Origin of the sequence: Streptococcus sp. VTCC 12886 (assembly GCF_049893425.1) — a bacterium.
Lineage (GTDB): Bacteria > Bacillota > Bacilli > Lactobacillales > Streptococcaceae > Streptococcus > Streptococcus suis_AA.
Map to the genome: position 1 here is coordinate 1 of NZ_JBMVJB010000001.1, position 20,955 is coordinate 20,955.

At 40.3% G+C, this 20,955-nt stretch carries 10 protein-coding genes and 2 pseudogenes; 7 read left to right on the plus strand and 5 right to left on the minus strand.

Going from position 1 to position 20,955, the window contains the following annotated elements:
• Positions 1-250: 250 nt before the first annotated feature.
• Genes ACPC57_RS00005 through ACPC57_RS00015 form a run of 3 tightly spaced genes read left to right on the plus strand, consistent with a single transcriptional unit; the run spans position 251 to position 7,782 of the window.
• Positions 251-2,356, plus strand: a complete 2,106-nt coding sequence (locus ACPC57_RS00005) for a type I restriction-modification system subunit M (RefSeq protein ID WP_434066040.1) — start codon at positions 251-253, stop codon at positions 2,354-2,356.
• Positions 2,349-3,581 carry a restriction endonuclease subunit S gene (locus ACPC57_RS00010; protein WP_434066041.1) on the plus strand — a complete coding sequence of 411 codons (1,233 nt, stop codon included), beginning with the start codon at positions 2,349-2,351 and terminating at the stop codon, positions 3,579-3,581. Before ACPC57_RS00005 ends, ACPC57_RS00010 begins: the two co-directional genes overlap by 8 nt.
• Positions 3,582-3,585: 4 nt before the next feature.
• Entirely contained in the window at positions 3,586-7,782 is a 4,197-nt protein-coding gene (locus ACPC57_RS00015; protein ID WP_434066042.1) for an NACHT domain-containing protein, read from the plus strand.
• A 250-nt stretch (positions 7,783-8,032) separates the two neighbouring features.
• Here the strand turns inward: ACPC57_RS00015 and ACPC57_RS00020 are convergent.
• A pseudogene (locus ACPC57_RS00020) lies at positions 8,033-8,152 on the minus strand (putative holin-like toxin); the annotation flags it as partial.
• Positions 8,153-8,458: 306 nt separating this feature from the next.
• Here ACPC57_RS00020 and ACPC57_RS00025 point away from each other — a divergent pair.
• Together ACPC57_RS00025 and ACPC57_RS00030 are read left to right on the plus strand one after the other, a co-directional pair.
• A pseudogene (locus ACPC57_RS00025) lies at positions 8,459-8,692 on the plus strand (cell filamentation protein Fic); the annotation flags it as partial.
• 25 nt (positions 8,693-8,717) lie between these two features.
• Positions 8,718-11,687, plus strand: a complete 2,970-nt coding sequence (locus ACPC57_RS00030; RefSeq protein WP_434066043.1) for a type I restriction endonuclease subunit R — start codon at positions 8,718-8,720, stop codon at positions 11,685-11,687.
• Positions 11,688-11,854: 167 nt separating this feature from the next.
• Here ACPC57_RS00030 and pflB read toward each other — a convergent pair whose 3' ends face one another.
• Positions 11,855-14,200: a formate C-acetyltransferase gene (pflB, locus tag ACPC57_RS00035; protein WP_434066044.1), complete on the minus strand. Its 2,346-nt coding sequence runs from the start codon at positions 14,198-14,200 to the stop codon at positions 11,855-11,857.
• 237 nt (positions 14,201-14,437) lie between these two features.
• On the opposite strand from pflB, the gene dinB reads away from it, so the two are divergent.
• Positions 14,438-15,505 (plus strand): DNA polymerase IV, encoded by a 1,068-nt coding sequence (gene dinB, locus ACPC57_RS00040; protein WP_434066045.1) that lies wholly within the window; start codon positions 14,438-14,440, stop codon positions 15,503-15,505.
• A 154-nt stretch (positions 15,506-15,659) separates the two neighbouring features.
• Here the strand turns inward: dinB and recD2 are convergent, their stop codons facing one another.
• The 3 genes from recD2 to rnhC all read right to left on the minus strand — a co-directional run bounded on the left by recD2 (position 15,660) and on the right by rnhC (position 19,746).
• Positions 15,660-18,149 (minus strand): SF1B family DNA helicase RecD2, encoded by a 2,490-nt coding sequence (gene recD2, locus ACPC57_RS00045; RefSeq protein ID WP_434066046.1) that lies wholly within the window; start codon positions 18,147-18,149, stop codon positions 15,660-15,662.
• A gap of 63 nt (positions 18,150-18,212) precedes the next feature.
• Positions 18,213-18,842 (minus strand): signal peptidase I, encoded by a 630-nt coding sequence (gene lepB, locus ACPC57_RS00050; RefSeq protein ID WP_434066047.1) that lies wholly within the window; start codon positions 18,840-18,842, stop codon positions 18,213-18,215.
• Between the two features lie 13 nt (positions 18,843-18,855).
• Entirely contained in the window at positions 18,856-19,746 is an 891-nt protein-coding gene (gene rnhC / locus ACPC57_RS00055) for a ribonuclease HIII (protein ID WP_434066048.1), read from the minus strand.
• An 85-nt stretch (positions 19,747-19,831) separates the two neighbouring features.
• On the opposite strand from rnhC, the gene ACPC57_RS00060 reads away from it, so the two are divergent.
• Positions 19,832-20,815 (plus strand): Gfo/Idh/MocA family protein, encoded by a 984-nt coding sequence (locus tag ACPC57_RS00060; RefSeq protein ID WP_277844529.1) that lies wholly within the window; start codon positions 19,832-19,834, stop codon positions 20,813-20,815.
• Positions 20,816-20,955: the final 140 nt, after the last annotated feature.

A 20,955-nucleotide genomic window follows, 5' to 3' on the forward strand; every position in this document is an offset into this window, starting at 1 on the left:
CAAAGTCATTAAGAGAAATGCCTTTGGTTTCAGGAACTTTGAAAACTTTAAAAAACGGGTTTTGATTGCTTTGAACATAAAGAAAGAGAGGACGAAGTTCGTCCTCTCTAGGTGTTAGCTTTTCATCTACCCACTACAGTTGACAAAGAGCCCAAAAATATTATTAGAATGAAAGTGACCCTGCATTTGAATGTGGGGTCCTATTTTTTGGTACAATAGTAGTATATTTTTGATTATTCTAGGAGAAATTATGGTCGATATAAGAAGGAAACTCCCTCTGTTTCAAGCAAATGATGTCAACATCAGCAAGGATGTCAGCTTGGTCTGGTCAATTGCCAATACTTTACGAGGTGCTTACCGAGCGGATAAATACCGTGATGTCATTATTCCCATGTTTGTATTGGCTCGCTTGGAGGCGGCTTTATTGCCTACTAAAGAAAAAGTATTGGCTCAGTACCAATCAAATCCTTCAACGCCAGAGAAAATCTTTGAGTCTATCACGGGTTATAAATATTACAATACCAGCAAGCATACACTTAAGAACTTGTTGAACGAACCCGATGCCATCAAGGATAATTTTTTGGATTACCTAGATGGGTATTCCAAACGAGTTAAGGATATTATCGAGAATTTGAAATTTAAGGAGCAGGTGGATACCTTGGCAAGTAAAGGGCGTCTCTTTACAGTAGTGAAGAAATTCTCGGAACTTGATTTGTCCCCTAGCACCGTTGACTCTATGCGGATGGGCTATATGTTTGAGGATATTATCCGCCGCTTTTCTGAAAACGAGGAGGCGGGTTCTCATTATACACCGAGGGAAGTCATCGCTCTTATGGTCAACCTGCTCTTGATGGAGGCAGATGAAGAGCTTTTTGTTGACAATAAAGAGATTAAGGTTTTAGATATGGCGGCAGGTACAGGCGGTATGCTGGCAACTGCCAAAAGCTATATTCAACAGCTCAATCCCAAGGTCAACGTTCGCTTGTTTGGTCAGGAGTACCTAGATGAAACCTATGGTATTGGCAAGGCGGATATGCTGATTCGTCAGGAAGAGTCGGATTACTTTGTCAAGACGGATACGCTCAAGGATTCAGACCCATTTCACGATAAGAAGATGAACTTTGTTATTGCCAATCCACCTTTTGGTCAGTCTTGGGGAGGTAAGGATGCGGATGACGGAGTAGAGCAAGCGGTCAAGGCTGATCAGGCACTCTTTGAGTCGACAGACGGCAGGGAAGGTCGTTTCGTCAATACGCCCACGACAGGCGATGCACAGTTGCTCTTCCATCTACATGCTTTGGCGAAGTTGGAGGAAAATGGCAGAGCTGCTATCATTTCAAACGGTTCGCCTCTGTTCTCAGGTGGAACGACATCTGGGGAAAGCCAAATCCGGCGGTATATCTTAGAAAATGATTTGTTGGAGGCCATTGTCGCTCTACCGGGTCAATTTTTCTACAATACTGGAATCGGCATTTACATCTGGCTTTATAATAAGGATAAGAGTCCAGAAAGACAGGGGAAGGTACAGTTTATCGATGCGACCAATGAATTTGTTCCCTTGCGAAAGTCGCTGGGACAAAAACGCCGTGAGTTATCACAGGACAATATCAAGGACATCCTCAAGTGGTACCATGACTTTGCGGAAAACGACCGTGTGAAAATCTTTGACAGCAAGGAATTTCTTTATAAAGAATACCTGGTCATGCAGCCTCTACAACGCCGTGGAGAAATTACAGAGAAAAGTCTGGAAAGTGTCCAGTCGGTCCAGTTTTTTGCGAAGCTCTTTGATGAGTACAAGTACCAAGAATTGCTGGAAATGGAGCCACGCACAGCCAAGCAAGATAAGGAACTACAAAAACTAGAAGACGGTCGGAAAAAGCAAGAGGAAATCCTCCAGGCCCTCCGTCAAGGTCTGTCGGAAGCTACCTATCCAAACTTTGAGACCTTTACAGCCGTACTGAAAGACCTTTTGTCAGAAGTCAAGCTGACCACAGCCAATCTCAATGCCATAGCCCTTGCTATGAGTGAGATGGACAAGACTGCCGAGGTTATCACAACTAAGAAGAAAGACAAGCTGGGTGAGATTGCGGACGGTATCGTCTATGACAAGACTACTAAGGATTCTGAGATTGTCAAGCTCTCGGAAGAAGTGGAGACTTATTTTGAACGGGAAGTCTATCCCCATGTGCCAGATGCTCACTACTGGTGGGAGGAAAACAAGCTGGGAGCAGAAATCCCCTTTACCCGCTATTTTTACCAATATCAAGCTCCAGAAAAGGCAGAAGACCTGCTCAAAAAATTCTATGACCTAGAAGACCAACTACAAGCACTCTTGGAGGACCTCAAACATGACTAGGATGAAAGATAGTGGTATCGAGTGGATTGGGGAAGTACCAGAGGAGTGGGAGATTGTCAGACTAAAAGATTGTTTAGAGATAAATAATGGAAAAGACTACAAAGATATAGAAACTGATGAAACAGGTTATCCAGTAATTGGTTCTGGAGGTCAGTTTGCATACGCAAGAAAATATTTACATGATGGAACTGCAATTTTATTAGGAAGAAAAGGGACTATAGACAAACCGCTTTACATAGAAGGAAAATTTTGGACAGTCGATACAATGTTTTATGGTGTCCCAAAATCTGGTATTCATGCAAAATTTATTTATTATGTAGCTTTGCAAATTCCTTTTGGGTTATATTCGACCAATACTGCTTTGCCAAGTATGACACAAACTGATTTACAAAATCATCATTTTGTGATGCCTCCATTAGATGAACAAACCCAAATCGCTGATTTCCTCGATAAAAAAGTCGCTCAACTGGATAAGGTCAAAAGCCTTCTGGAAGAGCAAATTAAGACCTTGGAAGACTACCGCCAAAGCCTGATTTACGAAACCGTCACAAAAGGACTGGATAAAACCGTTGCCCTAAAAGACTCAGGTGTTAACTGGATAGGACAGATACCAGAGGGGTGGGGAGTGAAGCCGATAAAATATCTAGTTTCTACTCCTGTTACGGACGGACCTCACGAAACCCCAACCCTTTATGATGAAGGAATACCGTTTTTGTCTGCAGAATCCGTGAAAAATGGTATTTTAGATTTTCGTTACAAAAGGGGATATATATCTGAGACTGCTCACAAAATCTTTAGTCGGAAAGTAAGTCCTCAAAAAAATGATATTTTCATTGTCAAATCAGGAGCAACAACTGGTAATGTTGGCATAGTAAACACTGATGAAATTTTTGATATTTGGTCTCCTCTTGCATTGGTAAGGACTAGGAGCGATTTGGCAAACCAAAAGTTTATATATTACTTTATGTTGTCAGATGCGTTTACTAAACAAATTCAAAACAAATGGTCTTTTGGAACGCAACAAAATATTGGAATGGGAGTCATTGAGAAAATTAAACTGGTGGTTCCTCCATTAGGTGAACAAACCCCAATCGCTGACTTTTTAGATAAAAAGTCAGAGCAAATCAATCAAATGATTGCCATTAAAAAAGAACAAATCGAAAATATCAACAAACAACGCCAAACACTGATTTATGATTATGTGACAGGGAAAAGGAGGATTTAGATGTATGACGAAGAATAATATTTCTTGGAGTAATTTTGAAGCCATTCATTCTAATCCAAGGGATACTTTTGAGCAACTGACCAGGATACTGTTTAAAAGGCAGTTTTTGGATGCAACATCTGTATTGGTTTCAAGTCCCAATCATCCAGGTACTGAGGCGAACCCTATTTACAGTCATAAACTGGATAGATATATTGCTTTTCAATCAAAATTCTTTCAAAATGGAGTTGATTATAGTCACATTCAAAAATCTGTAGAAAAAACTATTGAAAAATATTCCCATTCACTTGATGCTTTTTATCTTTATTGCAACAAAGATTTGTCATTGGATAGTAAAAGTTTCAAAAAAATAGAAAATAGCCTAAATGAACACGATATTGAGATTGTGGTTATTAGTAATAATGAGATTCTTGCGACTATTATTGATTATCCTGATTTACAATCGTTCTTTTTTGGAAATCAAACTATCACAAAAGAAAGGTTTAGGGAATACAATCAATTATCGTTTGATTCACTAGGAACTAGATACAACCCAAAGTTTAATGTAGTAACAGGAACAGATGAAAAAATCCAACTATTTACAAAAAATCAAAGTGCTATTGATAAAATTAATAGTAAAAAATCGGACATAATTAGTGAATTAGATACTCTTTACTACATAAGAAATGAGGATATAATTTCAAAAATAAAGAATTGTATAAACGGCTTAAAAGACATAACGGTTGATAGTGTCGACGAGTGTCTGGAGTGGAATTCTAAAGTAAATCAAACATTAAAATCTGAGTTGGAAGAACTTGCTGTAATGAAAAAGAGCTTAGAAACTGACATAGAGTCAGATGAAAGTCTTTCTAAAGATGAGCGGAATAGATTCTACAATAAGATTCGTGAAGTTGATAGGTTATTAGAGATTATTGACTTTTTTGGTTGCTCGAGAGAGGAATATGCACTAATTACAGAAAAAATTCTTGTTGTTAATGGCGAAGCGGGTATGGGGAAAACACAGCTGCTTGCAACAGCCACAAAGGAGATAATGGATAACGAAGGTCTTTCCCTTCTTTTGTTGGGGCACCATTATTCAGCTAGTAATGATATTTCTTCACAAATTATGGAAAGACTAGATTTCCGAGGCGGACTTCGTAATTTTTTAGATATATTAGATATTCTTGGAGAAGTTGAGAATAAAAATATTTATATTTTAATTGATGCAATCAACGAAACTCCAAATCGAGCTGTATGGAAGAATGGACTTGCAAAAATTCTTTCTGAAATTGAAAAACGAGTACATATTAAAATCATTCTATCTGTTAGAGCAGGTTATGAAAACCTTGTTTTTGAAGAAAATATGAACAAGAAGTTACAAGATGGTCGGATTTTAAGTGTTATACATGTTGGTTTTCAAGATAAGTCTATTGAAGCAACGAGAGAATTTTTAAACTTCCATGGGATTCCATTTTCAACATCTGACTTTCTGAACTATGAAATGACGAATCCCCTTTATTTAACTCTTTTTTGTAAGACATATAATGGAGAAGAGTTAAATCTTTTTCAAATGTTTGAAAGAATTATTGCTAAAGTTGATGAGGAAATTCAACAAATTTTGGAAATTCCAGATTCTGGAGCAATTTTAATGGATTTACTTTTGGAGATTGCTCAATATCAACTACAAAATATAACAAATAGTATAAGTAAAAAAGATTTGTTGCGGTTAAATTTTTGGTCGAATTACGGTATTTCAAAAAAGCCATTCTTTATTTCAAATCTCGTCAAATCAGGTCTCGTAATCGAATATTTATCTAAAGACAGAGAGGTTTATTCTTTTGGATATAACTTATTAGAAGACTATTTAAAAGCAAAAGTTGTCATGGAACTCTATTTTGATAAAGAAGCAATCAGAAAGTACTCTGAAAAAGAGTTATTGAAGATTGAAAAGGGGGAAATCCAAAACGGCTATGATATCGATACTTTTCTTTTTGTCTGTTGTTTTTGCTTTCAAAAATTTGGTGAAGACTGTATTAATATTATTGAAAAAGTCACTGATAAGCATGATTGTTATGATTTAGCAAATAGATACATAAAGAGTTTTTCTTGGCGTCCAGTTGATACGTTGAGTAGAGAACTTTTTAGAAGTATTGCAAATCATTACCCCACTGATATTGATTCAGTTTTACGAGTTCTTATTGAAAATTGTTCTAAAGAAAAATCTCCGCTGAATGCAGAATTTTTACACGAAATATTGTTTACTAAAAAACTAAGCGAACGCGATGGATTTTGGTTGCCGTTTATTAATCGATTAACTTATGAAGATGAGAGGGTCTATCAGTTAATTTCTTTATATGACAATGGAGATAGGATTAATGGACTGTCAAAAGAAAAAACCAAGCTAATCCTCACTTTATTCACATGGTTATTATCGTCTTCTAACAGAAAATTGAGAGATGAAACTTCAAAGGCTATGATAGAAATATTAAAGTATGATTTTGAATTAAGTGAATTTCTGTTAAGAAAGTTTGAAGATGTGAATGATCCTTATATTATTCAGAGACTATATGGAGTAATATTTGGAGCCAGTACCAAAAAAGTTAATCTGTTTGATAGAGAATTTCAATCCTTGGCAGAATATGTTTATTTGAGTGTATTTGATAAGGAATTTATCTATCCAGATATTTTGCTAAGAGATTATGCAAGATTAATTATTGAGAGATTTTTATTTGAATTTCCTACCAAGAAAACTATAATGGATTATTCAAAAATAATACCTCCTTATAAATCAGAACCGATTCCAGTAGTACCGACTGAGACTTATAGAGATTATGAAGCAGGTTCAAATATAGATGGATTTGATCGGATAGATTCTTCCATGAGACCAGAAGGAGTCGGAATGTATGGCGATTTTGGAAGATACACTTTCCAAGCAGTATTGACTCAATTTGAGAATATAGATGTTGAAAATTTATATCATTACGCTATGCAATTTATTCGTGATGAATTAGGATATACATCAAATAAATATTTGTCAGAATATGATATGGGGATGCGCCATCCGCTAGATAGAAGTGGAGGTCAGACGGTTGAAAGAATTGGGAAAAAATACCAATGGATAACCTTCTATAATATTTTGGCTAGGGTCTCTGACGCTTATAATCTCAAAAAATGGGATGATGAAGAAGACACTAGTTTTAAAGGACCTTGGGAACCCTATGTAAGAGACTTCGATCCTACTTTGAATTATCACACTTTATCACCATTGCACATTCTTCCGAAGTTTAGTATTGATTATGAGTTAGAATTTCTTGAACAAGAATCGAATAACAATGAAGAGATTGATGAATGGATTAATCAAAAACCGAGTTTATTTAATAAGCCTTTGCATTATAAAGATGATAATGGAATTGAGTGGGTGTTATTACACCAACACAAAGAATTAAAATATAAACCTGAGGAAAGTGAAGAAAATTTATTTGGTTATATTGAAGGAGAACAAAGGATTTGGAGAAAAATAGAGGCCTATTTTATTGAGAACTCAGAGTTTGCGGACTTTATACAAAACATCCAAGAAAAAAAGTTTTTGAGAAATAATATTTCTGATGGCGCCCCTTCTTACTATCAATTTTTTAATCGGGAGTTTGCTTGGTCACCAAGTGTAACAGAGGCTAATAATATTGGGTGTGATTACTATGTAGACACTGGTAAACAGAGAATTGAGCAACGGAAAAAGATAGATTTTAAGTGTTCAGATGACGAATTTGAAATTGTAGAGATAGAAGAAGATGTTGTCGTAAATATCAAAAAGAAAATTGCTAAGTTACAGCCAGCTCGCATCCATTTTTTATGGGAGGAAGAATACGATTTATCGAAAAAAGAAACAGTTTCATTCGATATTCCAAGTACTACAATCGTAAGTAAACTGAATTTAACTCAGAAAGAGCACGATGGTTATTATTATGATGGCAACGACTTAGTCGTTTTTGATGGAGAACTGACTGGTGTGATTAACGGATTAGTCATTAGAAAAGATTATCTTGATAGATTTTTAAAAGAAAATGGATTGAGCATTATCTGGGATTTCGTTGGAGAGAAGCAATATTTCACTCAAACACCAAGGGAACAATATTACAGTCGATGGGAAGGTATTTTTTGGGAGGATAAAGATAGTATGAGTAGTCAAATATATTTGGATGAGCAAAGGACAGTTAAGGATTGATTAGTCTGTATATAAGTTAAATATCTTCCTTTCTCCTCTTTCCTTCCGAACTGTATTAGAATAAGCACCAGTTTAGTTCGGAGCTCTAACCGCCAAATAGGATCTCGTTTGACTGTTTTTTCTAGTTAGGTTATAATGAGAATAGAAAAGGGTAGTTGCACTCACAACTACCCAATGCAGAACCGTTTAAGACGGTGACTAGTTTTATAATTACTAAAAAATAATCGTCAACCGGTCAAAGTTTAGACGGTTATTTTTTATTGCTCATTTTTACGATGATAATCACTAAGCCAATAAGGGATAGTTGGAAACTACCGAATCCCAGGATCAGTTGCATCGTCTCGTAAACTGACAACAATCTGCTCCTTTCTGTTAGATTTTGATGAGTTGCCCATAGGCACCACCTACCTTTCAGAAATTAGAGCCACCGTCTTTGAGAGGTTTAGAAACACAAAACCTACCCACCCATTTGAGAAACTCTTCTGCATAAAAAATTATAGCATACCTACATAGAAAATAGGTGAATTTTTGATGACTGGTTATTCTATAAAAACTATTATGCAATCCCTATCCTTCCGAAAAACTGCTACCCCGCCTTCCGCTTGTCGTCTATCCTTCCGAACTGTGCTATAATAGTGTTAGGAAAAAGGACTGTTTTGGTTAGGAGGAGAGATGTCCTATTGTCGATGGCAATGGTCGAACTGGACGACTCTTGGTCAACTTGGAGCTGATGAAGGCTGGCTCTCCTCCTATTGATATTAAAGTTTCAGATCGATTAGCCTAATATCAGGCCTTTGATGACTTCTATGCTAAGGGAAGCCTGTCAGCAATGGAAGATTTGTTTGCTCGTTATTTGAAAGGGAGATTGGATATGTATTTGTCTATTCTCTCCCTCGATGATGTAGAGTAAGTACAAGGAAGAATAAGGAATACCTATGGCTCATTTTGACCTTACAGAACGTTATGATTTTCAGCAGTGGATTATCAAGGATTTAGAAACAGAAAATGGTTTTACTCACAGACCGCAGAGCAATTATAATCAACGCTTGGCAATGGATACAGACATCTTGTGGGAGTTTCTGCGAGCAACCCAAGAAGACGAGATGGACTATCTCTTGAAGAAGTTGGACAAAGAGGTTATTCTCAACTTGATTAACCAAGAAATTATCAAGGGAGGTCTTCTCTTTGCCTTGAAGTCGGGGGTTTACATTGAAAATAAACAATTGAAACTGGTCTATCCCAAGCCTGCCACTTCCTTTAATGCCAAGGCAGTTAAGCGGTATGAGCAAAATCGTTTTACAGTTATGGAAGAGGTTGTCTACAAGGATCAGGAACGTGTAGACTTGGTTCTCTTTCTGAATGGCCTAGCTTTGTTTGCGATTGAGTTGAAGCTTAATTCCAGTGGTCAATTGGTAGATGATGCTATTCGTCAGTTGAAAAAGCGAGATAGCAAAAATCGCTTGTTTAAGTTTAATGCGGGCGTTTTGGCTTCTTTCGCGGTAGATACCTTAGAAGTCTACATGACGACCGAAATCAAGGGGCAAGATACCTATTTCCTTCCCTTCAATATGGGGAAAGGTGAAGGAGTTGACCAAGGGGCTGGAAATCCGCACAATGAATCTGGTCCAGATACAGCCTATTTTTGGAAGGAAGTGCTGGCTAAAGACAGTATCCTCCAGTTGATTGAACGCTTTATCTTTTTGAAGGTTGATCGGGATAAAAAATGCAAGAAAACGCTGATTTTCCCTCGTTACCAGCAAAGACGGGCAGTAAACCGTGTCCTAGAGGATATGAAGGTCAATCACACCGATAGTAATTACCTGATTCAACACTCGGCAGGGTCTGGCAAGACTAATACGATTGCTTGGTTGGCACATAGTTTGGTCAGTCTGCATGACCACGAAGACCGAAATGTTGTGGATGCGGTCTTGATTGTGACAGACAGGATTGTTGTGGACAGGCAGCTACAGGACGCTGTTCAGGCTATCCAGCATCAGCCTGGGGTTATCAAGGTGATGGATGAAAAGGCGACTTCCAGTGACTTGGCGGATGCCTTGGCTGGAAATACCAAGATTATCGCAACAACCATTCATAAATTTGCCCAAATCAATAAGTCAGATTGGATGACAGCTGGTCCAACTGCCCAGAAAAGATTTGCCATTCTGATTGATGAAGCCCACAGTTCGACGACGGGCTCCTATATGAGTGCTGTCAGTCAAGTTTTGACAGAAACAGATATTGAAGATGGGACGATGGATGAGGTGCAGGAGGTTTCAGTGGCGGATGCCATCGAACAAGAAATCGCTCGGACAGGAAAGCAAGGCAACATTTCGATCATCGCTTTTACAGCTACGCCTAAAGCGACAACCCTCCAGTTGTTTGGAAAAACCTTGCCAGATGGTTCAAAAGCTCCTTTTGATGTCTACTCTATGAAACAGGCTATCCAGGAAGGCTTTATTCTGGATGTCTTGAATAACTATACTACTTACAAGACTTACTACAAATTGAACAAGGCTGTTGAGGAGGATCCTCAGTTTAAGACAGGTCTTGCCAAGAGAAAGATTGCCAAGTTTATCGAATTATCTGATGAAAATATTGACCAGAAAGTTGAAATCATCATGGACCATTTCATCAGTCATGACATTATGGCTGAGTTGGGCGGTCAAGGTAAAGCTATGATTGTTACATCTGGTCGTGAAGCAGCAGTCAAGTATCAAAAGTCTTTTAAACGTTATTTCAAAGAGCATCATATCACCAGTATTGGAGCTTTAGTTGCTTTTTCAGGTAAGGTGAGTATGGATGATCAGGATTATACTGAGGCTTTGATGAACGGAATTGCGGAAGACAAGCTTAAAGAGAGATTTGATACAGATGATTATCAGGTCTTGATTGTGGCCAATAAATACCAAACAGGTTTTGACCAACCGAAATTGGTGGCTATGTATGTAGATAAAAAGTTGCGAGATGTAGCAGCTGTACAAACTCTATCTCGCCTCAATCGTACTGTGGGAGGCTACAATAAGAAAACTTTTGTACTAGACTTTAAAAATACCTATGAGGATATAAACAAGGCTTTTGCTCCTTACTATAAGGAAACGATTTTATCAGAAACTATTACGCCAAGTGATGTATTTGACTTGGTGCGTAAGATAGACGAATATGGTATTCTTGACAGTGATGTTATCCATGAGTTTAATCAATTCCTTTATCAAGAGAAACGTTCTAGTCGGGATAAGCAGAAGATGACAGCGTTGTTGAATAAAGGTTGCAGTCGTGTTCGGGAGTTTGATGCGAAGGAGCAGTTGGAAATCAAAAAAGTTTTCCGAGGTTTTCTTCGAATGTATACTTTCCTGATTCAAGCTACTGCCTATCAAAATGAGGTTCTGCATGAGCGTTATAATTATCTACAAGAATTGGTTAAGATGATTGAAGTTCGGCTTGGTGGGACGGATTTTACCATTGCGGATAAGATTGTGGTTGACTACATGAAGCACAAGCAAACAGGTGTCCATACCGTAGCTGACTTGGAAGGAGAATATACTCTTTCGCTTAATAAACCTAAGATCGGACCTATTGATGAAGAACAGGAAAAACGTCTTTCAGAGATTATTGATGAAATCAATGAGCAACTTGATTTGACGATTGATCCTCAAATCGGTGTTAGCGGGGCAGTTTCTATTCGTGAACTCATGAAGAAAAATGAGAAACTCAAGCAGTCTGCTAAGGTAAATTCTCGTGAAGATTTCGAGTTTTCTTTTGAGGATGAGATTGACAATGCTTTGACTGAGGGTTATATACAAAATCAAGATTTTTTTGGAGTCCTGCTTAATAACGATGATTTTAAAAAGAGAATTGCCAAGCTTTTTATAGACGATGTTTATAGAAGTTTGAAGGATGACAAATGATGATCCCTGTTTAATAGGGATTTTTTTATGAACTGGTTCTGTATCCTTCCGAAAATCTGCAGTGCATCCTTCCGAAGATTTACTATCCTTCCACAGCACTTAGAGCCGAAGATTTTTCGGCATAGTAAAAAGGACCTACATGTGTAAGTCCTTTTGTGTTTGCTTGATTAAGCTTGACCTGAAACTTCAGCAGCGTGGTCGTCCATTGAAAGAACTTCGTGGAAGACACGTTGAGTCAATTCAGTTTTTTGCTCTTTAGTGAGGTATTTAGTGTTTACGCAGTATCCAGAGATACGAACGATAACATCTTCACCAGCCATGATTTTTTCATAAACGTCGTTCAAGTCCATAACGTTCAAGTTAACGTGTTGACCACCTTGTTCAAGGTAACCATCAAGGATTGTTACCAAGTTGTTTACTTGCTCATCGAATGTTTTACCAAGCGCTTTTGGAGAAACTTGAGTAGTCAATGAGATACCGTCGTTGGCATGTTTGAAGTTGAGTTTAGAAAGGGTGTTCAAGTTTTGCAACCAACCACCACGAGCTTTAGAAGTTGGGTTAGCACCTGGTGGGAAGAATTCTACCTTAGAAGTGTTCACAGAACCATCTTCATTGAGGAATACACCACGGTGAACTGGAGAGTTACCAGTTTGTTTAGAGTAAGCAACGTTTGAAGTGATTGTCAAGATAGACACAGTAGCTTCAGCATTCTTGTACAATTTATGTTTGTTCAAACGAGTGAAGAATGCTTCCATGAGCCATTTCGCAATATCATCTACGCGGTCATCGTCTTCACCGTAACGTGGGAAGTCGCCTGTTACTTCGTAGTCGTAGATAAATCCATCTTCATCACGGATTGGTTTAACTTGTGCATATTTGATTGCTGACAATGAGTCAACAGTGTTTGCGAAACCACAGATACCGAAGCCCATGTTCGCACGAAGGTGAGTTGGCAAGAATGCCATTTGAACTGCTTCGTAGTTGTATTTATCTGTCATGTAGTGGATGATATTCATGGCATCAACATATGTATCAGTCAACCAGTCAAGGGCGATTTCAAAGTTCTTAACCACTTGGTCGTAGTCAAATACTTCAGATGTATTTGGTTCAACACCGTCGAATACTTTGTAATCTTTGTGAACGTCATCGTAACCGTTGTTCCAGCTTGAAAGAAGGGCTTTAAGGACGTTTACGCGAGCACCAAAGTATTGGATGTTGTGGCGTTGGTCTTCGCTTTCTGGATCAAGTGGAGATACACAGCAAGAGATACAAGACATTTCACCATAACCATCTTTCGCCATTGTTGTTACACCTTCATATTGGATAGAAGAGTGTTTGTGGCTCATTGCCATACAGTAACGACGGAATGAATATGGAAGTTTGTCTGACCAAAGAACTGTCAAGTTTGGCTCTGGAGAGTTACCGATGTTGTCAAGAGTGTTCAAGAAACGGTAGTCCATCTTAGTAACACGGTGACGACCATCGTTACCCATACCTGCCATAGATGTTGTCAAGAATGTTGGGTCACCAGAGTAGATTTCGTCGAAGGCTTTTGTACGAGCAAATTTCACTGTACGAAGTTTCAATACGAAATCATCAACAAATTCTTGGATTTCAGCCTCAGTAAATGTACCACGAGCCAAGTCACGTTCAGCGTAGATGTCAAGTACGATTGGCACACGACCAAGTGAAGTAGCAGCACCATTGATAACACGACATACAGCCATGAAAGCAATGTTTGTCCATTGGATAGCTTCTTTCGTGTTCATTGCAGGTTTGCGAACGTCAACACCGTATAAGTCACCTAAACGCACAACTTGTTGCAAAGCTTGGTACTGAAGGTTGACTTCTTCACGAAGGCGGATTGACTCTTCATCGATTTCAGTAATCGCATTCCAGTCAGCTACTTTTTCTTCCATCAAGTAGTCTGCACCGTAAAGTGCCAAACGAGCGTACATACCGATGATACGACCACGTGAATAAGCATCTGGAAGACCTGAAACGTGGTGTGAGTGGCGAGCACGGCGAATGTCAGCTGTGTAAGCACGGAAGATACCATCGTTTACAGTTGTAGCGTGTTTTGTATAGATTTCATGAAGGAGTGGGTCTGGAGTATAGCCGTTTTCGATCAAAGTTGTTTCAGCCATACGAATACCACCACGTGGCATGAAATTAAGTTTGAAGAGCTCATCATTTTGGAGACCAAAGATGAGTTCGTTTTCTTTATCGATGAAACCTGCTGGAATATCAGCGATAGAAGTCGCACGGTCGATATCCATTGGGAAACGAGTTTCCTCGTAAACAGCTTTTGTTTCTTCAATAATTTTCTTGATATGAAGTGTACGCTCAGTTGGGCCTGCAAGGAAGCTTTCATCTCCATCATATGGAGTGTAGTTGGCTTGAACGAAGCGAGTTACACTTGCTTTTTCTTGCCAATCTGTACCTTTGAAGCCTTCCCAGGCTTGGGCGAAAATGTCTTCAGCAACATTTTTTGTTTTTACTTTTGTTGACATGAGGGTTCTCCTTTTGAACATTTCGGTTAACACCGGTATGGTACTATTATAGCATTTGAAAGCACTTACTTCAAGGTTAAGCGTTGTGAAAGTTTGTGAAAATTCTTTCAATCTTTTTCATGTAGAAATAGGTACGTGCAAGACGTTTAAATGGAGTCATTTGGATAATCTGTTCAGAGTAGCTTTCTTTTCATTAGCAGCTGATTGCGGTATAATCTAAATTGTAAAGGAGTAACCATGTTAGTATTTCCCTTAATCAATGATTTATCTAGAAAAATTATTCATGTAGACATGGATGCTTTTTTTGCTGCTATTGAGGTAAGGGACAATCCTGAGTTGAAAGGAAAGCCTGTTGTTATTGGAGCTGATCCAAGACTATCTGGTGGTAGAGGCGTTGTGTCGACCTGTAATTATGAGGCGCGTGCCTTTGGGATTCACTCGGCTATGTCCTCAAAAGAAGCCTTTGAACGTTGTCCGCAGGCTATTTTTATCTCTGGTCATTATGAAAAATACCAAGAAGTTGGGCGACAGGTTCGAGAAATCTTTCATCGCTATACTGATTTGGTGGAGCCGATGTCAATTGATGAGGCCTATCTAGATGTGACGGAAAACAAGTTAGGCCTTAGCTCGGCAGTTAAAATCGCCAAACTCATCCAATACGACATATGGAATGAGTTGCATCTGACAGCTTCAGCTGGTGTTTCCTATAACAAATTTTTGGCAAAGATTGCTTCGGATATGGAAAAACCACATGGATTGACCTTGATTTTACCAGAAGAGGCTGTGGGGATATTGGCATCCTTGCCGATTGAAAAATTTCATGGTGTTGGCAAGAAAACTGTAAAACGACTACATGATATGGGGGTCTACACAGGGCAGGATCTGTTAGATGTACCAGAGATGGTTTTGATTGATACATTCGGTCGTTTCGGGTTTGACCTCTATCGTAAGGCGAGAGGAATTTCCAATTCACCTGTTAAGGCGGATCGAGTGCGCAAGTCTATTGGTAAGGAAAAAACCTATCGGAAATTACTTTATCGAGATGAGGACGTACTGAAAGAGTTAACCAGTCTTTGTCAACGGGTTACTGGTAGCTTGGAGCGTAATGAAAAGAAGGGTCGAACAATTGTGTTAAAGGTGCGTTATGGTGATTTTTCTACACTGACTAAACGCCATAGTCTTGATGAATACACCGACCAGTTAGATATCATTGAAAAAGAGGTTCGTCAGTTGATTGAAGAGATTGGACAAGTTGAAAAAGGTATCCGCTTGTTAGGAGTGACAGTCACAAACTTTCAGGCTTGAGTTCTGTGGGAGTGAGAAAGGACTCAATTACAGAAGAGTTTGTTATCAATTTCTCTCCCTTCAAAAGGTCTCCCAGATAGTTGGAACGAGTTCTAACCGCAAACTGAAAGAACATATTAGAGTAAAACCAGCAAATCTACTGACTTGCTGGTTTTTATACTTTAAAAAACTCTTCAATATCTGCCTGATCTATGCCAATCATGGGGTCAATGGTTAGCAGGTTGTCCACCGTTAGAATATATTCTCTAGGTTGGGCACTTGCTTTTTCTGGCTGGTCTTGGTCAAGAAGGGACAGTTGCTGGCTGAATTCTGTTACTGGCTCTGTTTGTTTTGGCTTATCCGATTGAGCAGGTGGCTGGCTTTGCTTGGCTGTGGCTGTTTTGCTTTCGTTGTTTTCAGTCAAGCTTTCCTTGCTGTCCTGCTTTGCCATTTCCCCTTGGAAACGTGGGACCAGATAGGTTTTGCGAAGGGTGCCAGCATTTTTGACGGCGTAGTCAAAGGCGGAGATTTCGCCTAGAAGAATGAGCTTGCTCTTGGAACGGGTGATAGCGGTGTAGACCAGGTTGCGCTGGAGCATGCGGTGGCTGGTGCGGGTGATGGGAAGGATAACGACCTGAAACTCACTACCTTGGGACTTGTGGATGGACATGGCATAGGCCAGGGTAATCTTGTACCACTCATTGTGGGGATAGGTGACCTCGCTACCATCGAAGTTGATGGTAATCTCATCCTGCTTGGAGTCTGTGTACTTGGCAGGTAGAAGGTCGGTAATGTAGCCCAAATCACCATTGAAGACATTGGCCTCGGCATCGTTGACCAAATGGATGACCCGGTCGCCTTGGCGGAAGGCCTGCTCATTGTGGAGGAACTCGAGTTCTCCGTCTTTTAGAGGATTGAGCAGGGCCTGGGTCATGGTGTTGAGTTGGTCAATGCCTGCGGCCCCACGGTACATGGGAGCGAGGATTTGGACTTCGTTTGCAGGGATGCCTGACTTGATGGCTGCGCCGACAATGCGTTCAATCAGAGCTGGAATTTGTTCGTTTTGAGCTTCAAAATAGGAGCGGTCAGCCTTTTTCTCACGGAAATCGCTCGGCAGGGCCCCTTGGCGAATCTGGCTGGCTAGGGTAACAATAGTTGAATCATCGGATTGGCGGTAGATGCGTTCCAGAGTGATGCTGGGTAGCTTGTCAATTTTTAAGAGGTCAGCTAGGACTTGGCCGGGACTGACAGAAGGTAATTGCTCCGCATCGCCGACAATCAGAACTTGGGTTTGGGAGGAAATGTTCTGGAAGAGCTGGTTTGCCAACCAAGTATCTACCATAGAAAACTCATCCACGATGATAAAGTCGGCATCCAAATAATCATCACGGTAGGATTCTTCTTGTCCTTCTACCAGACCGAGGTGGCGGTGGATGGTGGCGGAAGGCAGACCTGTCAATTCATTCATTCGTCTGGCTGCTCGTCCAGTTGGAGCGGCTAGGAGGACAGGGCATTCTTCTCGGTTGCCAGTTAGGTCAATCTTATGCAAGATGGCGTAGACCGCGATAATACCGTTAATAACCGTTGTTTTTCCAGTCCCTGGTCCGCCTGTCAGAATGAAAAGCGGATTGGTAATGGCTTGGACGATGGCTTCTTTTTGAATGTCATCGTAGGTAAGGGAAGACATAGTTTCTAGCTCTGCTATAGCAGCCTCAACGTCTGCGCGTGGGAAGGGTTTGAAACCATTTTTTCCCATCAGGCGGGTCAGGTTTTTATGGATGCCATGTTCGGCAAAGTAGAGGCTGTTGTCAAAAATCTTTGTGCCTTCTTGCTGTACCTTGTTGTCTGCAATCAGTCCCGTCAATTCTTTGGCAACAGCAGCGGGGTCCAGCTCTGTATGGCGGGATTTTTCCAGCAGTTCAAGGGTTGCTTCCAGTAAGTCTCTGGCCTCCACATAGGTATCGCCTGTTTCCATGGAGCGATGAATGAGACTAAAGAGCATACCAGCCCGAAAGCGTTGGGGTGAATCACTGGCAATTCCCAGGTTTTCCGCAATCCTATCGGCAATGGTAAAGCCGAGCCCCTGGACATCTTCGACCAGTTGATAGGGATTTTCTTCAATAATCTGAAGTGTTTTTTCCTTATACTGGTCTTGGATTTGAAAGGCCAATTTATTGGGAATGCCATACTCGGCTAGTTTTGCCAAGATCATTTCGGTTCCATAATTGAGGCGGAGTTTTTCGACAAATGCCTGCCTGTTCTTGCTGGATAGGCCTGTGATTTGGGTCAGTTTTTCAGGTTCAGCTAAAATCTTATCAATGGTATCTTCGCCATAGAGCTCAACGATTTTTTCAGCCGTTTTGCGTCCAATTCCCTTGAAATGATCACTGGAGAAATATTTGACAAGTCCGGCAGAAGTGGGCTTGCTGCGTTCGTAACGCGAAATTTGCAGCTGCTGACCATACTTGGGATGGGTAACCAGATTGCCATAGAAACGATAGTCTTCTCCTTCAATGACATCGGCAATCGTTCCGGTCACAATAATTTCGTAGTCGTCATAGTCAGCGTCAGTTTCCTCGATTTCAAGGAGAAGGATTTTATAAAAATTACTAGGATTTTCAAAAATAATCCGGTCAATAGTACCGGTAACATACACTTCGTTCATAGAGTTTAGTTCCAATAATAATGAAAAAGAAGTTTGGAACGGATTGCTCCAAACTTGTTTGTATTAATCAACAGTCCCGATTCGGTTGAATGGCCACATCCGAAAGACGACTTCCCCTTTGATATTTTCACGGGAGAATGTTCCCACACTACGGCTATCTAGTGAAACGAGACGATCATCCCCCATCAAGAAGTACTGACCTTCTGGGACCGTTATAGTGAAATCTACGTAACCATTGGCATCCTGTGTAAAGGCCTCAGCAGATTGCGCAACGGCCTGGAATTGTTTGTTGTAAGAATAGACTTCTTGAAGTTTATCTTTCTGGAATGCGTCTAGATATTCATCTAAGTAAGGCTCGTCCACTTTTTGGTCGTTAACATAGAGGACATCGTTTTCGTAGCGGATGGTGTCACCTGGCATGCCGATAACACGTTTGACAATTAATTTTTCGTCACCATTACTGTCTGTCTCGCTAGCAACAACAATATCGAAACGGTCGATTGATGTTGTTTTCAGCATAATCAATTTTTCTTGGTGTTGAAGTGTCGGGTCCATGGAATGCCCGTCAACTGAAACTGGATTCCAGATATAGTATCGACTGGCGAACACAGCTACGATAAATAAGATAAAGAATCCCCATTCGGCAATGAATTTCATGAATGGGGAACGATTGGTACCTTTTTTAATTCCCATGAATTTGTTTTCCTTATTTCAATAATTTTTGTGCTTTTTGCGTATTAGCAAAGTGAAGTTTGGCAGTCTCATTGAGACCAGCCATGCCATATTGTTTTAAGATGCTTGCTGCGACTTGGTCGGATTTACTGCCCGCTCCAGACGGTAGTTGCATTCCAACTAGTTGACCAAGCTGGGCAAGATTTTCTAAAAACATACTTCTTGCAATGATAGAAGATACTGCCACAGCCAGATACTTACCCTCAGCCTTTTCTTCTAGTGTGACGGGGTTGGGAAATTGATTGGCTTCCTTCTTCAAGTACTTTTGATAATTTTGACTGGATGTAAAAGCGTCAATGACAATCTTCTCAGGCTTTATTCCCTTTTGCAAGAGTAGGAAAATCGCTTGATTGTGCAGGGCAACCTTGACAGATACTGCATTATAGCCTTGCTCAATGACTTCGTTGTATTTTTTCGGTGACAATAGCAGAGCTTGGTGGGGGATTTTCTCTTTTAAGAGAGGAGCGATTTGGCAGATTTTTTGGTCTGTCATTTTCTTAGAATCATCCACACCTAGCGACTTGAGAAAAGCATGGTCTTCTGGGCGGACAAAACTAGCAACGACTGCCAAACCTCCAAAATAAGACCCGTTTCCAACCTCATCTGTACCAATCATGGGCAGGTTTTGACCAGGATTGGTTGTCTGTTCAGAGCTTTCTGGCTCATAGCCCCAGAGCCTTGCTTCCTGCTCCGCCATTTCCCCCTGAAAAACGATTTTTCCAGAAGTGTAGATGGACAGGCTAGCACCGGTCAGTTTGAAAAATGCTTCTATGTAGGGATTTTTACTGGCCTGCCGATAGCGGTCATAGTGAGCCATCATGGCCTGTTTTTGCTGGACAGATGCCTTTAGTACAATGGTATTCATGTTCTTATTGTAACACAAATGCTAGTTAGAGTGTGCAGAAAAAGGTAGAATTTACTATAATGGGAAAAGAAAGAGAGAATGTGTAATGACTGAAAAAATGCAGTATAAATGGGCGACTCTGGGAACAGGTGTCATTGCCAACGAATTGGTTCAGGCCTTGCAGGCTATGGGAGGAAATCTTTATTCGGTGGCTAACCGTACCTATGGCAAGGGTGTGGAATTTGCGCAAAAATATGGCATCGAGAAAGTTTATCAGGAAATCGATGATGTGTTTGAGGATCCTGAAGTAGACATTATCTATATTTCTACGCCTCACAATACCCATATCAATTATTTGAGAAAGGCCTTGAAGGCTGGGAAGCATGTCCTCTGTGAAAAATCTATTACGCTTAATTCAGAAGAATTAGCAGAAGCCATTCAACTGGCAGAAGAAAATCAGGTTATCCTGGCAGAAGCCATGACTATTTTCCACATGCCAATCTATCGTCAGTTGAGCGAAGTTGTTGCCAGTGGCAAGCTTGGAGATTTGAAGATGATTCAGATGAACTTTGGCAGCTACAAGGAATACGACATGACCAACCGCTTTTTCAATAAAAACTTGGCAGGAGGCGCCCTCTTGGATATTGGTGTCTACGCACTGTCATTTGTCCGTTGGTTTATGACGGAAAAGCCAAATCAAGTCCTATCACAGGTCAAATTGGCTCCGACAGGTGTGGACGAGCAGGTAGGGATTTTGCTCAGCAATGATGCAGGAGAGATGGCGACCATCGCCCTGACCCTCCATGCCAAACAGCCAAAACGTGGAACGATTGCCTACGACAAGGGCTATATCGAACTCTACGAGTATCCTCGTGGTCAGAAAGCAGTCATTACCTATACTGAAGACGGTAGTCAAGAGGTAATCGAAGCGGGCGAGACAGCCAAGGCTCTTTCTTATGAAGTGGCGGATATGGAAAAAGCTGTCGCAGGCATCGAAAATACCATGCACCTAGCCTACACCCAAGATGTCATGGACATTATGACCCAACTCCGTAAAGAATGGGGTTTGGCTTACCCTGAAGAGGTGTAGTAACGAATTCGAATGTGTTATTTTGGGTCAGGCCAGTAAACAGGGAGCCTCATAAATAGTTTCTGATAAGCCATTAGCTGGTATTACTTTTTCAGAAAATGGAGAGGGAAATCTAGAAATATACAAATACACAGAAATCT

Excerpts from the sequence above, each read along its gene's own strand:
- ACPC57_RS00005 (WP_434066040.1), top strand. The coding sequence starts at position 251 with ATGGTCGATATAAGAAGGAAACTCCCTCTGTTTCAAGCAAATGATGTC.
- ACPC57_RS00010 (WP_434066041.1), top strand. The coding sequence starts at position 2,349 with ATGACTAGGATGAAAGATAGTGGTATCGAGTGGATTGGGGAAGTACCA.
- ACPC57_RS00015 (WP_434066042.1), top strand. The coding sequence starts at position 3,586 with ATGACGAAGAATAATATTTCTTGGAGTAATTTTGAAGCCATTCATTCT.
- ACPC57_RS00030 (WP_434066043.1), top strand. The coding sequence starts at position 8,718 with ATGGCTCATTTTGACCTTACAGAACGTTATGATTTTCAGCAGTGGATT.
- pflB (WP_434066044.1), bottom strand. The coding sequence starts at position 14,200 with ATGTCAACAAAAGTAAAAACAAAAAATGTTGCTGAAGACATTTTCGCC.
- dinB (WP_434066045.1), top strand. The coding sequence starts at position 14,438 with ATGTTAGTATTTCCCTTAATCAATGATTTATCTAGAAAAATTATTCAT.
- recD2 (WP_434066046.1), bottom strand. The coding sequence starts at position 18,149 with ATGAACGAAGTGTATGTTACCGGTACTATTGACCGGATTATTTTTGAA.
- lepB (WP_434066047.1), bottom strand. The coding sequence starts at position 18,842 with ATGGGAATTAAAAAAGGTACCAATCGTTCCCCATTCATGAAATTCATT.
- rnhC (WP_434066048.1), bottom strand. The coding sequence starts at position 19,746 with ATGAATACCATTGTACTAAAGGCATCTGTCCAGCAAAAACAGGCCATG.
- ACPC57_RS00060 (WP_277844529.1), top strand. The coding sequence starts at position 19,832 with ATGACTGAAAAAATGCAGTATAAATGGGCGACTCTGGGAACAGGTGTC.